Raw genomic sequence first — 15,252 nt, forward strand, 5'->3', positions numbered from 1 at the left:
AAGTCCGATAAAATAAAGAAAAGGACTACCAATCTGGCTGAGGAGAGAACCCATGCACAAAGCAAACATACGAAGAACCTTATGCAAAGCCTTTTTCTCATTCCTGCTGACAGGCGCTGTTTTTGCCGGTGCTCTGAATCAACCGATCCATGCGCAAAGCGGCACCGTATACGTACAAGCGGAGCAGCAAGATGGAGAGGTGGCAAAGCTTACCGTCAACACCAAATCCGTGAAGCTGAAAAAAGGGGCAACGCAGCAGTTAGCGTTGACAGCCACCTATAAGAACGGGACGAGCGCGGATGTAACCGCACTGGCGGATTGGAGCTCGTCGGATAATGAGCTCGCCCGTGTAGAAGCGGGGCTGGTGACAGCCGTTGACTCAGGCAAGGTAAAGGTATATGCCAACTACAAAGGCAAAAAAGTGACCATCCCGGTCGAAATCGACGTGGTCTCCAAGCTTGCCGCAAACGAAAAGAAACTGACGCTGCGGGCAGGAGCGGCAGAGAAGCTGACGATTACAGCGACGTACTCGGATAAAACGAAGGCCGACGTGACGGAGCTGGTAGAGTGGACCGCTCAAGAAAGCGGGATTGTTCAGATTGAGAAAGGGACAGTTACCGCGATCGGTTCCGGAAAAACGAAAATTACGGCGAAGTATGCAGGCAAGTCTGTGACGATCCCGGTAGAGGTGGACTTGGTTTCCAAGCTGGAGCTGTCCGCGAAAAAGCTCTCCCTGCGCCAAGCGGAAACGGAGCAGCTGACGCTAAACGCCGTCTATTCGGACAAGACGAAGACCGTGGCTACAGAATCGGCTGAATGGACCACAGAAAACATCGCAGTAGCGACCGTTGAGAAAGGCGTCGTAAAGGCGGTCGGCTCAGGAAAGACAAAAATTACGGCCAAATATGGCGGAAAAACCGTTACAATCCCGGTGGAAGTTGATTTGATCTCCAAGCTGACCGTAGACCCGACAAGAGTAACCATGAAGGCCGGGGAAACGAAAACGCTGACCGCCATGGCGACCTATTCAGACAAGTCGTCGGATGCGGTAACAGACAAAGCGGAATGGACGTCTGCGGATAAGACCGTTGCGAGCATCGAGGGCGGTGTCATTACCGCACAAAAAGCAGGGAAGACGACCATTCTGGTAACGTACGGTGGGAAAATTGTAAAAGTGTCCGTCACTGTAAAATAACCATGGCAACCAAGCGCACAAGAGCAGCCGTTCTTGCGCGCTTTTTTATTTGAAGTTGTGCAATGCCACTACTGGATGAAAAATGTGCGTCCTTTTCTGGTTCGGCTTCAAGGGGCAGCTGGGCAGATAGGAGGGCACATCCGAAAAAAGCTTCTATCAACTCGTATAAAAGTAAGATGCAATAAACAAAACGCATTTTTCGACGTTTATCGACAAAATTTGCGTTTTTTGTTTTGAAGAAATCGTTTTGTGGTATAGGAATATGTAGGATGACAATATGTAGTTGCGACTGATGATGGAAAAATAGAGATGAGGGAAAAACGTGAAAATAAGGGGAAAACTAATTGTTGCAATAGGCGGAATGCTTCTGATTCTTTTAGGTTATACGGGGTTAACCAGTTGGTCGACCAATCAGATTACGTCTGATTATCAGGAAATGATGGGCGATCAAGAATTGCGGTTTTTAGTAAAAAACGTGCAGTATCGTATAGCCGGCATTTCGAATGATGAACGGGGATACTTCTTGCATGGGGATTCAGAGTTCGTCAAAGAGACGGAAGCGAAGGCTGACGATGTGCGCAAATCGCTATCGGATATGAAAAGCTATGCAGCAGATGACAAAAGTGAAATCGAAAAAGTAGAAAAGGCATTCGATAGCTTTTACCAAGCGAGCAAAGAAGCACGAGAGGCATATGCGGCTGGGCATAAAGAGGAAGCGATAAGCATACAGACCGGAACAGAACGGGATGCAAGAAAAGCATTGGAGCAGGAACTTGACGCGTTATCTAATCAAATCGGTCAGGAGTTGCTGGCTGATCTGGACTATCAAAAAGAACAAGATTCGGTTCGCATGACGACACGCATCGGGATTACCATGACTGCCATTATCTTCGGACTCATTATCGGATTTTTCCTTTATCGTTCCATCGCTGTCCCTATTCGTCATATTAACCAGCAGATGAAAGAAATCGCGGAGGGCGAGGGCGATTTGACCCGCCGATTATCCGTGACCACAAAGGACGAGCTTGGTGAGTTGAGCCATTCTTTCAATGCGATGTTGGCTAACTTGCGTGAGCTGATCCTGCAGGTGCGGGCCAATGCTGATCAAGTGGCAGCTTCCTCCGAGCAATTGACGGCAAGCGCGGAGCAAACGAGCAAAGCTACCGAAAATATTGCAATGACTACACATAGCGTGGCAAGAGGTACTGAGCAGCAGGTTGAGAGTGTAAGAAGAGGCTCGCAATCTATCGGACAGCTTTCCGCAGCCGTGCAGCAAATATCCGGAAATGCGGAGTCTGCATCCGCCAAGGCGCTGTTGACGGCAGAGCTTGCCCAGACAGGTAACCAAGGGATGGAAACGGCTATCACGCAGGTAGGTACCGCCCGGCATACGATGAATCAGCTGGGAGAAGTCGTCAAAGGTCTGGGGGTTCGCTCGCAGGAAATTGGCCAGATTGTGGAAGTGATTACGGGCATTGCTGCCCAAACCAATTTGCTTGCGCTAAATGCAGCTATTGAAGCAGCGCGTGCAGGAGAACACGGGCGGGGGTTCTCCGTCGTAGCGGACGAGGTCCGGAAGCTGGCAGAGCAATCCTCCCAATCGGCACAGCAGATTGCACAGCTGATCACGGATATACAGGCGGAAACCAGTAAAGCGGTAGACTGGATGGAAGCCGGGAAAAAGGACGTGACGGAAGGTATTGGTCTGGTTACAGCGGCAGGAGATATCTTTGCAGAAATTCATCAGTCGGTTCAGGTGGTTGCCCAACAGATCCAAGAGGTTTCGGGTTCCTCCCGTCACATGATGGAATCGACGGCCCAAGTGGTCCAAGCGATTGAAGAGATTGCAGGCACTGCAGATTCGGCAGCAGCCGGCACCCAGGAAGTATCCGCGGCAACCGAAGAGCAGCTTGCTTCCATGGAGGAGATCTCGGCGTCAGCGGCAGCCCTCTCGCACATGGCGGAAGAGCTGCAGGCATTGATTAGTCGGTTTAAAGTTTAAAAATGAGTTACTTTAGCAAAAGGAGCCGTCCCTGTAAGTTGGGCGGCTCTTTTTTACGTTGCTGCGGTGGGGAGAGCATGTTTCGCAACTCCGCTTCATTCTACGCCCTACTGGGAAGCGGAGACTGTCCGCTCCGCAGCAAATCGCGGGGGAGACGCAAAAGGTGTAGCCGCTACGTAGCCAGGGCATGTTGCGCTCCTTTATCCCGCGATTTACCGCTCCGCTGAGTAGGGCTCCGCAGGCGCTCCGTTCCGAAACATGCTCTCCTGCGTGGTCGGAGGCTATTTCAAAAAGATGAAACTGTAAATGATGCCCTCATCCTTTCTTTAATCTTTTATCCTTTCGATTTTATGCAATCGTCACGTGAGGAAGGGAAGAGAGGGACGGGCGGAGTTTTTGTCACACCTGCTGAGGTGGAGCTTCCCAAAACGGGACACGCTTGTCGCGCAACCTCTACGTATGAATAGGCTTCCTCGAAACTTTTGCGTGACGGACCGTTTTTGGATGCGGAACCGGACAGTCCCACCTCCCTTGTGGGTGGGACAAGTTCGCAGCACCGCCCTCTCTTCCCTTCCCCCACCACGATGTATGAACATCCCTACTTCAATCCCCACAGTGACATTCTCCGATATACCAGGAAAATCAACAGATTCCCCACGGCAGCTGCCAGAAACACATAGGAAGTGCCAAACCATTCGGCAATCCAGCCGGAGCCGAAAATCGTAAACACCATCCCCAGCTTGAAAATGGAACCGGTAATCCCGCTGATGCGACCGATCAGCCGTGTAGGCGTAGTCTCCTGGCGAAATGTCCAGATGCAGATGTTTTCAACCGTCCCGACCAGACCGCTGATGAACAGCGACACACACATCAGCCAGACATGATCGGCGAAGTACATCAGCAGGTAGGCCAGGCCGAGCGTGAATATGGTGAATCCGAGCAGCTTGCCGGTAGGGAGGTAATTGCGACAGGTTTCCACCAGCATGCTCCCGACCAATCCTCCCAGGCCGGCAGCGGAAAGCACAAGACCCAGCTGAGCGTTATCAAGCTGCAGATGATCTTTGGCAAAAAAGATGACCATGGCATCGAACATCCCGGCCGTGGCATTCAAAAAGATGACGAGAAGCGTGATCAGCCAGAGCGGACGGTTGCGCAGCAGCTCCCGCCATCCCTCCTGAAAGTCGTTCCAAAAGGAGCCTGCTGCAGGCTTCGCTTCAAATTGCTTTCCGTCCAAGAAGGATACGGTGAGCAGCGCCAGAAAAAAAGCGACAGCAGTGAGGATCAACCCATCGTGCAGGGAGGAAAAGAGCAGGATAAAGCCGGATATCGCAGGTCCCATGATCTCGATAAAGGTGCTGATAAAGGAAAACTTGGCATTTGCAGAGGTCAAAAGCGGTTGCGGCACCGCCTGCTTTACGATGCTCATGCGCGCATTGCCATAGCCATAGTTAAAGGTCATCAGCAGGAAGCCGCCCAGATAGAAATGGTATAAGTGAACCATCCCGGTTTCCACCAATGCATACAGGCCGAGGAGGATCAAGGCTTGCACGGCCACCATGGTTTGGATCCATTTCTTTTTATGAAAGCGGTCGACCAGCACCCCGATGAACATGGCGAGCAGCAGATTGGGGAAAAATTCGATCGCCCGCATGGATGCCATATAGATAGAGGATTGAGTCATCTCGTAGATGATCAGAGGCAGGGCCAACTCGTAAACTTTGCTGCCGAAGCTGAGGACGGCCCCCGACAAAAACAGGATGAAGAAGCTTCGATTGCGCCAGACACTTTGGATGAAAGGCTGATCCGCTCGAGCGGAAGAAGCGTCAGCGTTTAGGTGAGACATGGAAAACCCTCCTTCTTTGCGTACTCCTATTTTTCAATGGAAAAAGGGGAAGAAAAAGTGTAAGCTTATTGCGATTAAATTTCCCCTTTTGCGGGTGAAGGGACGGACAATATGCAGCTGGCTTATCATTACCTGCGGCTGTGCACTCATTTTTCCAGCGAGCGGGTTGACAGTCCGATCCAGACGACGCTGCAGGAGCTGACGGACGTTTTGTGCTGTACCACGCGCAACGTGAAGCTGATTCTCCGCCAAATGGCAGAGACGGGATGGATTGAATGGCTTCCGGGGCGCGGGCGGGGAAACCGCTCCTGGTTGATCTGTCGGGTCGAGATGGAGGCAATCCTCACACAGCTAGCACAGGAGCATGTGTTAAAAGGCAACGTGGAGGAAGCCATCCAATTGCTGCACGAGTGGAGCATTCGCTCCGAGGGGAAGGATCGTTTTTTTACCTGGCTGCTTCAGCATTTTGGCTATCAGGTCGAAGATACCCCGCAGCAGCAAGTGGATATCCTGCGGATGCCGTTTTATCGGCCGATACCGGCGATTGACCCGGCTTTTACGGTAAGGCGTACCGAATCCCATATGGTGAAGCAGGTGTTTGACACGCTCCTTCGCTATGAGGCTGCGACGGACAGGTTTGTGCCGCTGCTCGCCCACCATTGGGAGTGTGATGAAGAGATGCGCTGCTGGACCTTTTATTTGCGCAAAGGCATTCTTTTTCATCACGGGAGGGAGCTGACGGCAGATGATGTGAGAGCGACATTGCAGCGTATCGCCAATCCTGCTGTCAAATCGCCATTTGCTTGGATGGTCGCAGAGATCACCCATATAGAGGTCGTGAAGAAAACGGTCGTGCGCATGGAGCTGGCCAGACCGAATCCGCTCTTTTTGCATGTTCTGGCTTCCGATCGCCTGTCCATCGTGCCGGCTGAGATATGCGTGGAAAAAGGCCGGGACTTTTCCCGTTTTCCAATCGGGAGCGGCCCTTTTCGTCTGGTGCGTAATGACGATGCGCAGTTTGTGCTGGAGGCTTTTCCCCAGTATTTTCTGGGCAGGCCACATCTGGATCGGGTGGAGGTCTGGGTATTGCCCGAGCTGGTGAAGCACGGCGTCAAGGAGGGAGTGGACGGCTATCGTCTCGCTTACCTCCCGTTCAAGCGACAGGATGAATATCCGGAGCGTTGGCGATATATGGACAATATCGAGGTCGGGGCGAAATACGTGACGTTTCAGCTGAACAAGCCAGGGATCCAGCAGCATAAGCCGTTTCGCTTGCTGATGGAGCGGCTGCTGGATAGAGAGAAGCTGATCGCTGATTTGGGCGAAGATCGGTATTGTGCTGCCCACAGCTTTTTTCCGCATCGCAGCTGGCAAGTACAGGAGCAAAAAAAGGAAGGGCAACTTCTAGCGGACCCCGCCGAGGAACTGAGACAGTGCGGCTATCAAGGAGAGACGCTGCGATTATATACCTATGAGGGAGCGGGGAACGAGAAGGATGCGGCCTGGATCGCGCGTGAATACGGACGTTACGGGATTCGGATCGATCTGACCGTGCTGACGATCTCTCAGTTGAAGGAAGCCGTCCATGCCGGAGAAGCCGATATGATTCTGGCTGGCGAGGTGATGGATGAAGATATTCAACTTGCCATCGTGGAAATGTATCGGACGGAAAACAGCTTTTTCCGCTACCAGCTGAACGATGAGCTGCGCATGGAACTGGATGCGAGGGTGCAAGCCGCTGTAGAAGAGCAGGAAAGGGATGTGCGCTTGCAGAAGCTAGAGGAGATTGAAAATTTACTGGTGTCCGAGCAGACGATGATGTTTCTCTATCATTCCCGACAGCAGTCTGCCCACGATCCTGCGCTCAAGGGCGTTACGCTGAATTCGCTCGGCTGGATCGATTACCGTAATATTTGGTTTTAACGGAAAAGAGGGGAAGGCTATTGAAAATCTTTCGGTTTGACGCGCAGAGCGGAAAGGTGATTCATCAGTACGATAGCATCAATGTGGTCATGTCCCGGATCGTCCGGACTGCGGAAGGGGCGCATATCGGATGCATGCACATCGCAGCCGGCGGTGTCGTCGGGTATCATCAGGCAGGGATGCCCCAGCTGTTTCTGGTCGTCCAGGGAGAGGGCTGGGTAACGGACGAATCGCGGAGCAAAGTTCCGATAAAAGCCGGGCAAGCTGCATACTGGACGGCTGGCGAATGGCATGAGTCGGGTACGGATACCGGGATGATGGCGATCATCATCGAGTCGGATCATATGGACCCCAGCCGATCGATGACCGAGCTCATGCAAGGAATATCCGGAAAATAAAGACCCCTTCTCGGCAGCGGGCTGCAAAAGGGGTAAGGGTGAAACGTATAAAGGGAGGAGAACCAATGCCTGAAAAGATGGTAACAGCAGCGGTTCCTACTCTATCTGTTCCCGCTGAGTAAAAGCAGTAAACTGGGAAATTTTGAGCAAAGAGGGAGGAAAAAAATGTTTCAGACCCGATTTTGTGACAGCTTTCAAGTGCGATTGCCGATCGTCCAAGCAGGCATGGCAGGCAATATTACCTCACCCGCTCTGGTTGCCGCTGTCTCTGAGGCGGGGGGGCTGGGTACGCTGGGCGGAGCGTATATGGCGCCGGACGCACTTCGCTCAGCCATTCGGGAAATCAAGGCCCGGACAAACCAGCCTTTTGCAGTCAATCTGCTGCTGTATCCCGAGGTGGCAGCTCCGGCTGTGACGGAGGCTTATCTCGCCTGGCTGAATGAACAGCGCTCCCAAGTCGGCTTGCCGCCAAGCACAGGGGAACTGCCGCTGCAGCCAGATCCGATTGAGGAACGGTTTCAAATCATTCTGGAGGAAGGCGTGCCTGTGTTCAGCTTTGCTTTTTCTCCCTCTGGCACATATGGGGCAAGAGCAAAGCAAGCGGGGATGAAGCTGATCGGCATGGCGACCACGCTGGAAGAAGCGCTGGCATTGAAAAACGAAGGAGTCGATGCCATCGTGGCCCAAGGCGGGGAAGCGGGTGGACACCGCGGGACGTTTGCGGTCGGTGCGGAAGGGGATGGAGCCGTTATCGGCACACTGCCTCTGGTCAGTCTGATCGCCCAATCGATCCCTGAGCTGCCGATTATCGCAGCAGGAGGGATCATGGATGGGCGCGGCATGGTGGCGGCACTGTCCCTTGGCGCAGATGCTGTACAGCTGGGGACTCGCTTCCTCGCTGCACGCGAAAGCACGGCACATCCTGCATACAAATCACGGCTGCTCCAGGCCAAAGAGACGGATACGTGTGTGACGCGTGCATTCTCAGGACGCCCGGCACGCGGATTACATAACCGATTTATCCAATCGTTGAAGGATCATCAGGTACAGCCCTTGCCGTTTCCGCTGCAAAACCGGGTCACGAACCCGATACGCTCCACGGCTGCACAGAACAGCGACAGTGAAGCCATGTCCATGTGGGCAGGACAGGGGGTTGCCCAGCTGCGGGAAGAGGAAAGCGCGGCGGAGATCATCCAAAAGCTGTGCGCTGAGGCAGAGCAAGCGGTATCCCGTGTCGATCGGCTCTGGAAGCTATTGGACGGGAGGTAGGGCGCCATCGACTTTCGACTGCTGCAGACCTTTGTCATGGCGGCCACGAGTGAAAATTTTCACCAGACCGCGGAGATGTTGTTTATCGCCCAGCCAACGGTGAGCCAGCATATCCGCCAGCTGGAGCGGAGCCTGGGCATCCCGCTGTTTGAGCGAGTGGGCAAACGGGTGAGACTGACTCAGGCTGGTCGGCGCTTTTTGCCCCACGCCAAACGGCTGCTCGAGGACTGGAACAGCGGCTTGGAGGATTTGCGGGCATGGCGGCAGGGCTATACGGAAAAACTGCAGATCGTCGTTTCCCCGATGATCGCACGCACCTCGCTCGCTCATCTGATTCACCGCTATACCCGCCTGCACCCCGATGTGGACATTGCCATTCGCATTGAGGAATCCGTCGAGATCGGCGCCTATGTGCAAAATGGCGATGCCGATCTCGGCTTGTCCCGGATGATGCCGGGAGAGCTGCAGGTGGAGGCGCATGTCTTATCCAGAGACCCGATCGTTTTCGCTGTGCCGCACAATGGAGGAGATATGGACGCTCCCTTGCCGGATTGGGAGCAGGAGCTGACGACCCAGACATTGCTGACCCATAATCACCCCGGTTATTGGGATGAGTTGCTCCTTCAGCTGCGCCAGCGTGATTACTCGTTGCGCACCATGGTTGTCTCCCAGGTGGATATTACAAAGCGCTTCATCGAAGAAGGCTTGGGTGTATCCTTTGTCCCGCGCTCAGCGATCACACGTGAGGTCTTTGAAAATCGCTTCATGGAGCTGGAGACGCCGGGCTTGATCCTTCCCACTGTGGCTTCCTATCTGATCTTGCCGAAAGCCAGGCTTTCCAATACGGCCAAGCAATTCGTCGAAGTGCTGACATCGCTGTACGCTCCGTTATTGAAGGTGGATGAGTAATCTGCCTTGCTGCCCCATTGATTACGTTTTGTAATTAATATGGCGCTTTCATTCTATTTTTGCTTTCCATTTTTCCTTGGTATACTGAAAGATAACAATTGGATACAGAAAGATGAAGGGGTGGAAATGCATGAGTGGAAATATCGTCGCAATCGGTTTGGAAGGAATCGTTGTGGCTGAGACTGACCTGAGCCTGGTGGATGGACAAAACGGGTTGCTGGTCTACCGCAATCACTGGGCACGGGATCTCGCCATCAATCATACATTTGAAGAGGTCGCGCATCTTCTCTGGTACGGACATCTGCCAAGCGAGCAAGAATTGGCAGAGCTGAAAGCAGCGCTGACAGCAAATCGCGAGCTGCCAAGCCATGTAAAAACAGCCATCGATGCCATTCCGGCTGATGTAGACATGATGAGCGTATTGCGCACAGGGGTTTCCCTCTGTGGCAGCGCCGGGCACGGCTGGCCGCCAAGCCTGGAGCAAGTGATCTCCTTGACAGCAAAAATGCCGACCATCGTAGCGTATCGCAAAGCACGTCTGGATGGACGTGAACCGGTGTCTCCGCGCAGCGATCTTGGCCATACCGCCAACTACCTGTACATGTTAAAAGGGGAGGAGCCTTCCGCTGCACACGTGCGTGCATTGGACGCTTATCTGATCCTTACGCAAGAGCATGGATTGAATGCGTCCACCTTTACCGCGCGCGTCATTGCCTCGACCCAGTCTGATCTGGTGTCCGCGATTACCGGGGCGATTGGCTCCTTGAAAGGGCCACTGCATGGCGGAGCGCCTTCCGAAGTGACCGAGATGATCGAAGCGATCGGCACCAAGGAAAATGCAGAGCCATGGATCAGAGAGAAGCTGGAAAAAGGCGAGCGTCTGATGGGCTTTGGCCACCGCGTCTATAAAACGATCGATCCACGTGCAACCGCGCTGCGTGTCGTAGCTCAGTCGCTGTCTGGTGACGACCCGTGGTTTGACTTGGCTACCCATGTGGAAAAGGTAGGGATGAAGCTGCTGGCTGAGTACAAACCGAACCGCAAGCTGCACACCAACGTTGAATTCTTTGCCGCAGCTGTGATGCGTGCTGTCGGCCTCGATGACGAGCTGTTCACGCCATCCTTCGCGGTAAGCCGCGTCGTAGGCTGGTCCGCCCATGTGCTGGAGCAGGCGAAGAACAATCGGATCATCCGTCCGCAATCCAATTACACCGGCGTCATTCCGGAGTAAGCTGCACTTTTATTGAACCATGCGATAAAAAGGATGTCTATGCGAAGACATCCTTTTTTTATGGCTATCTTGTGAAAGTTTTCACCAATTAAAAAGGCATATTGCACCGGTAATTTAATTGAGCCTAGTAAATCGAAAAGAACCCATTTGGCTGACTTTCTCGGGGCCATTTCGTTCGGGACTTATGTACTCATTTTGGAAATGTCATTGAAATCAAATGGTTCAAATGGTGAAAATATGATTGTTCATGACGGGAGGGTGATTTCAGTTGTATGAAAAAAAGTAGGTTTATCTATTGGGGTTTGGAGTAATTTTGTTACTTGTACTATTGTATGGGTGCTCTACATGTTCTGAAACAGGAGAATCAAGCGCTTCAGTTGGATCCGATATTGAAGCAAAGCAAAATTAGGAGAATTAAAGGGAGTTTCTATTGGTATTAGCTCCACCAAAAAAGAAGTAATAGAAAAGTTTGGACAACCAAATCAAGCCGGAAATGCCGAATACGGATTTTCATTTTACTATGACGGTTTTAGTTTTGAATTTGAGGATTATGCAAACTCATTAGAAGAACTTAACGAAAATAGTAGAGTTGTTCTTATAAACGCTGATTCTAAAAAGTTGACATTACAGGTAACCCAGTAGAGGTTAAAAAATGATAGCACTCCAACACGTGAGTTTGTTGATGACACGGGTAACGATGCCTATATTTTGGAGTATGTCCAAAATGACTATCTGTTAAGGGCTACATTTGAGAGCGGCGATAGTCCGGTTAAACTCTTTACTATTCAGATTAAATGAACCGGGCTTTTTTTGCACCATAACTAGCATGATCGTGATCAACAGCATCTTGGACCATTACTAAACTAAATGTAGATATCTTGTAAAGTTGAAAAGCAATGAAAGAACAATGTATAGGTTGAATTGATCCAAATGAATGGCGGAATGAAATGGGACGCAATTGATCCAATTGCGTCCTTGTTTTTTTGTTTCAATATACGTCATGGGAAAATTAGTGAAAAAAGTGAACCGTTCAGTGGATTCATGTATCTATATACATGAGAAACAAACTTCATCGGGGGAAGGAAGTTGTTTGTGGAAGATGTGACACTGATTAAAGCTTGCCAACAGGGTGATTTGGAGGCATTCGAGCAATTGGTAAAACGATACGAACATACCACGATAAAAACAGCGTACCTCATAACAAGAAATAGGGAGTTAGCGAAAGATATTGTTCAAGAGGTGTTTATTCAATGCTATACCCAAATTCATTCCTTGCGACAGCCTGAGTACTTTCGAACCTGGTTGTATCGAATCCTCGTAAGATTAAGCTCTCGTGCGTTACAGAGAGAAAGGTGGAAGTCAATTTTTTCCCTGCAAAAATCAAACATTGATTGGGGTTATGACCCTAAAATAGTTGAAGAAGTTGAGAATAAAGAAACTTACAATGCTTTATATGATTCGGTAAACGCGTTACGGGAAAAATTCCGTGTGGTAATTATTCTTTATTATTTTAATGAGATGACTACAAAGGAGATCGCAAATATATTATCGATTTCTGATGGAACAGTAAAGTCGAGGCTTCATAAAGCAAGAAATCAAATCCACAAGTCATTAACATCCAAAGGAATAGAACATTCAATCGTTTCAATGGAGGGAGGAAGCAGTAATGTGGGAGACATACTTAAAAAAAATGCTGAAAGAACAAGCTGAGACAGTTGAAAATATGCCCAGCATATGGGAACAAATTCAAACGAAAGTTACCCGGCAATCTGTGAAAAAACACGGAAAAGCAAGAGGGAAACTCGTTCTTACTATTATCACCTGTAGCATGCTTCTGATATCTGGTGGTGTCTATGCGACGCAACAATATTACTATTGGAAGGTTCCCCGAAATGCGGAAGAGGTTAAAAAAAGTGAGGAACTTCACCAAATGTTAACCGAGAAAAAACTGAGTTCTGATGAATCAATAGCAGAGACCTTTCATCTTAATTTAACGAATTATAATTCAATCGATGTCAATGGATTATTTAAAAGCGATAGCTATGATCCTTTAGTCGATGTCGTAAGTAACATCATGGATCGGCAACAAGTGAATGATCGAAAACCAAGCGTATATATTCATAAACAAAATCAAAATGAAGGATTGATTTTGGAAGAAAGGGTAAACGCGTACGTTGTTCATTTCATTGAAAGAGCGAACGAAGAATGGAGAGTTAAAGAAAACAAAATCATAACAAAATGATGGCGTGTTTTAAAAACGAACAAAGTGTGTGAAGATATTTCTTTTGTGTGCAGAAGCTTTGAAGAAGAGGTCGGTGCATGCTATAAGGCAGTTCTTAAAACTGATCAATGGAAAGGGGATTATGTAATGCTTTCCAATCTAAAAAGATCACTTGGTGTCGGGATTTTAGGTCTATGTCTAGCTTTATCTGGAGTTACTATTGCTGCAGCTGTCAAAGATAAAGCACCTTATCAGCAAAAGTATTCGATGGAAATTAAGAATAAAAATGTGAAGGCGCATCACATTCAAAATTTACAGTGGCTAAATATTAAAACAAATTTGGATTCTTTAAGAAATTTAGACATTGTAACTGATGATGAAGGTGATTCATGGATTTATTGCTCCTTCTTAGAAAGTGGGTTGTTAATCGATCAAGTAAGGGAAAAATATTCAAAAGAAGCCGCCTTGTCTTTCAATGATGTGCAAGAGCGACTTCTGGATGATTTATCGAAAAAAGGCGATACAATGCCAGTCATATTAATTAATGAGGACTTAGATGAGGCAAAGTTTATCTTTACCCGTGAAGGTGGAAAGGGAGAAACAATCAAAAAAGAAATGACCTTTGACGAGGAAAGTCAGACATGGAGCCTTGTTCAATAATATAAGAGATGAGCAGCTGCCTCTAACGAGGATAAACAACTGAATAGTTGGAACCTGATGAATTACCCCCGAATCTCGGGGGTTTTTTAAAGAGTTTGCTGAACATTTACTGTTTAACAAAGATACCATTGCAATTGAGTTAGTAGCTAGAAATACAACCTTGAAAGGTTGACAAGCTGGCTGATCCCAGCACGAAGCTGTTGTTCATTCATATAGGAATAGCTTAATCGAATCCAGGACTGCTTCTCCCGCAGCGGATCGCAGATCGATCCGGGCACAAAGGTGAGAGAGTGCTCGATGCTTTTGGCCAGCAAGTGATCCATCGGGATGGTCTCCGGCAGCGAGATCCATAGATTGAAGCCGCCAGTCGGACTGATCCATTTCCAGTCGGTGACGGACAGCGCTTCTTCCATGACTTCTTTGCGGATGGCGAGAGCGGTGCGCAGCTTCCCGAGATGCTGCTGCATCCGTTCGGAAAAGAAATAATGCAAAAAGATCTTTTGGTTGAGCAGAGGCGCTCCGCTGTCTGACAAGGATTTGGCGGCCAGCAGCGCTTTCATGTAATAAGGACGGCAGGCGATGCAGGCAATCCCTAAGCCGGGTGCAATATATTTGCTGAAGCTGCGGATATAGATGACACAGCCAGCGGTGTCGTAGGAAAACAGCGGCTGTGGGGGCTCTTCCTCAAAATAAATATCGCGGTACGGATCATCCTCGACCAGCAGGCAGTGGTATTTTTCCGCAAGCTCGACCAGCCGTTTGCGCTGCTCGGCAGGGACGGTATAGCCGGTCGGATTGTGAAACGTCGGATTCATGTAGAACAGGCGGGGCTTATGGGTCTGCATCAGCCGTTCGACCTGCTCCAGATCATAGCCGCAGGGATGGATCTCGACCGGGATGATCCGCGCGCCCTGCCGGGAAAAGACATCGATGGCGGGGCTGTAAGTTGGCCGCTCCAGCAGCACCGCATCTCGCGGCTTGACCAGCACCTTTGCAACCAGATCGATCGCCTGCTGGGAACCCGTAGTGATCATCAGCTCATCGCGAGACAAGTAAAACTGATGCTGCTTGCTGAAATAATCGCACAAAGCCTCGCGCAGTTCCGCATCGCCCTGGGTGCCGGAATAGGTGCCCAGCACCTTGGGATACAGATCAAAAACCTTTTTCACATATTCGGAAAAATACAGATTGGGCAGCAGGTTCGGGTCAAGTAGCGCGATGGAAAATTGAAAGGCGGCCTGCACCTGATGAATTTCCGAGAGGTGGCTCTTCTGCACATAAGCGGACAGTACCGGATCATGCGTGGAATCGATCGTCATCCTGCCGCCGGGCTGCACGTAATAACCGGATTTATCTTTCACATAGACATGCTGCTGCTGCTTCAACAGCTGGTACGATTTCAATACCGTCAGCCGATTCACGGAAAGCTCCTTGGCCAATACCCGCACGGAGGGAAGCTTCTCATGCTCCTGCCACTCGCCGCGCTTGATTCGTTCCAGAACATAATCATACACACGCTCAAACAGCTTTTCCGATTGCGCGAATATAGGCTCAGCCTCTATCCTCTTCATGCACACTCCTCCCCTCCCTTCCATCATACA

At 50.1% G+C, this 15,252-nt stretch carries 12 protein-coding genes; 10 read left to right on the plus strand and 2 right to left on the minus strand.

Annotation, left to right across the window (positions count from 1 at the left end; genetic code table 11):
- The first annotated feature begins 52 nt into the window (after window positions 1-52).
- Entirely contained in the window at window positions 53-1,195 is a 1,143-nt protein-coding gene (locus EIZ37_RS14830; protein ID WP_134685465.1) for an Ig-like domain-containing protein, read from the plus strand.
- A 361-nt stretch (window positions 1,196-1,556) separates the two neighbouring features.
- Complete coding sequence (locus tag EIZ37_RS14835; protein ID WP_134685467.1) at window positions 1,557-3,197, plus strand: methyl-accepting chemotaxis protein; 1,641 nt, start codon at window positions 1,557-1,559, stop codon at window positions 3,195-3,197.
- A gap of 598 nt (window positions 3,198-3,795) precedes the next feature.
- On the opposite strand, the gene EIZ37_RS14840 is transcribed toward EIZ37_RS14835, so the two are convergent.
- The gene (locus EIZ37_RS14840; RefSeq protein WP_134685469.1) at window positions 3,796-5,040 is read right to left on the minus strand and encodes an MFS transporter; all 1,245 of its coding nucleotides are present in this window, start codon (window positions 5,038-5,040) and stop codon (window positions 3,796-3,798) included.
- Between the two features lie 111 nt (window positions 5,041-5,151).
- On the opposite strand from EIZ37_RS14840, the gene EIZ37_RS14845 reads away from it, so the two are divergent.
- The 8 genes from EIZ37_RS14845 (at window position 5,152) to EIZ37_RS14880 (ending at window position 13,651) form a co-directional block, all read left to right on the plus strand.
- Window positions 5,152-6,963, plus strand: coding sequence for an SgrR family transcriptional regulator (locus EIZ37_RS14845; protein ID WP_134685471.1), 1,812 nt, complete (start codon window positions 5,152-5,154; stop codon window positions 6,961-6,963).
- A gap of 20 nt (window positions 6,964-6,983) precedes the next feature.
- Entirely contained in the window at window positions 6,984-7,361 is a 378-nt protein-coding gene (locus EIZ37_RS14850; RefSeq protein ID WP_134685472.1) for a cupin domain-containing protein, read from the plus strand.
- Window positions 7,362-7,526: 165 nt separating this feature from the next.
- Window positions 7,527-8,630 (plus strand): NAD(P)H-dependent flavin oxidoreductase, encoded by a 1,104-nt coding sequence (locus EIZ37_RS14855; protein ID WP_134685474.1) that lies wholly within the window; start codon window positions 7,527-7,529, stop codon window positions 8,628-8,630.
- A gap of 6 nt (window positions 8,631-8,636) precedes the next feature.
- Window positions 8,637-9,539, plus strand: coding sequence for a LysR family transcriptional regulator (locus tag EIZ37_RS14860; RefSeq protein ID WP_134685476.1), 903 nt, complete (start codon window positions 8,637-8,639; stop codon window positions 9,537-9,539).
- Window positions 9,540-9,669: 130 nt separating this feature from the next.
- The gene (locus tag EIZ37_RS14865; RefSeq protein ID WP_134685478.1) at window positions 9,670-10,770 is read left to right on the plus strand and encodes a citrate synthase; all 1,101 of its coding nucleotides are present in this window, start codon (window positions 9,670-9,672) and stop codon (window positions 10,768-10,770) included.
- Window positions 10,771-11,862: 1,092 nt separating this feature from the next.
- Window positions 11,863-12,480 carry an RNA polymerase sigma factor gene (locus EIZ37_RS14870; protein ID WP_167568891.1) on the plus strand — a complete coding sequence of 206 codons (618 nt, stop codon included), beginning with the start codon at window positions 11,863-11,865 and terminating at the stop codon, window positions 12,478-12,480.
- Entirely contained in the window at window positions 12,437-13,012 is a 576-nt protein-coding gene (locus EIZ37_RS14875) for a hypothetical protein (RefSeq protein WP_134685482.1), read from the plus strand. Before EIZ37_RS14870 ends, EIZ37_RS14875 begins: the two co-directional genes overlap by 44 nt.
- Window positions 13,013-13,138: 126 nt before the next feature.
- On the plus strand, window positions 13,139-13,651 hold the full coding sequence (locus EIZ37_RS14880; protein WP_134685484.1) for a hypothetical protein: 513 nt from the start codon (window positions 13,139-13,141) through the stop codon (window positions 13,649-13,651).
- Between the two features lie 146 nt (window positions 13,652-13,797).
- On the opposite strand, the gene EIZ37_RS14885 is transcribed toward EIZ37_RS14880, so the two are convergent.
- A complete protein-coding gene (locus EIZ37_RS14885) occupies window positions 13,798-15,222 on the minus strand; it encodes an aminotransferase-like domain-containing protein (RefSeq protein ID WP_134685485.1) in 1,425 nt (474 codons plus the stop codon).
- Window positions 15,223-15,252: the final 30 nt, after the last annotated feature.

It is taken from the genome of Brevibacillus migulae, assembly GCF_004521915.1.
GTDB classification, from domain to species: Bacteria; Bacillota; Bacilli; order Brevibacillales; family Brevibacillaceae; genus Brevibacillus_F; species Brevibacillus_F migulae.

Coding starts and splice junctions, on each gene's coding strand:
- EIZ37_RS14830 (WP_134685465.1), top strand. CDS start 53: ATGCACAAAGCAAACATACGAAGAACCTTATGCAAAGCCTTTTTCTCA.
- EIZ37_RS14835 (WP_134685467.1), top strand. CDS start 1,557: ATGCTTCTGATTCTTTTAGGTTATACGGGGTTAACCAGTTGGTCGACC.
- EIZ37_RS14840 (WP_134685469.1), bottom strand. CDS start 5,040: ATGTCTCACCTAAACGCTGACGCTTCTTCCGCTCGAGCGGATCAGCCT.
- EIZ37_RS14845 (WP_134685471.1), top strand. CDS start 5,152: ATGCAGCTGGCTTATCATTACCTGCGGCTGTGCACTCATTTTTCCAGC.
- EIZ37_RS14855 (WP_134685474.1), top strand. CDS start 7,527: ATGTTTCAGACCCGATTTTGTGACAGCTTTCAAGTGCGATTGCCGATC.
- EIZ37_RS14865 (WP_134685478.1), top strand. CDS start 9,670: ATGAGTGGAAATATCGTCGCAATCGGTTTGGAAGGAATCGTTGTGGCT.
- EIZ37_RS14875 (WP_134685482.1), top strand. CDS start 12,437: ATGTGGGAGACATACTTAAAAAAAATGCTGAAAGAACAAGCTGAGACA.
- EIZ37_RS14880 (WP_134685484.1), top strand. CDS start 13,139: ATGCTTTCCAATCTAAAAAGATCACTTGGTGTCGGGATTTTAGGTCTA.
- EIZ37_RS14885 (WP_134685485.1), bottom strand. CDS start 15,222: ATGAAGAGGATAGAGGCTGAGCCTATATTCGCGCAATCGGAAAAGCTG.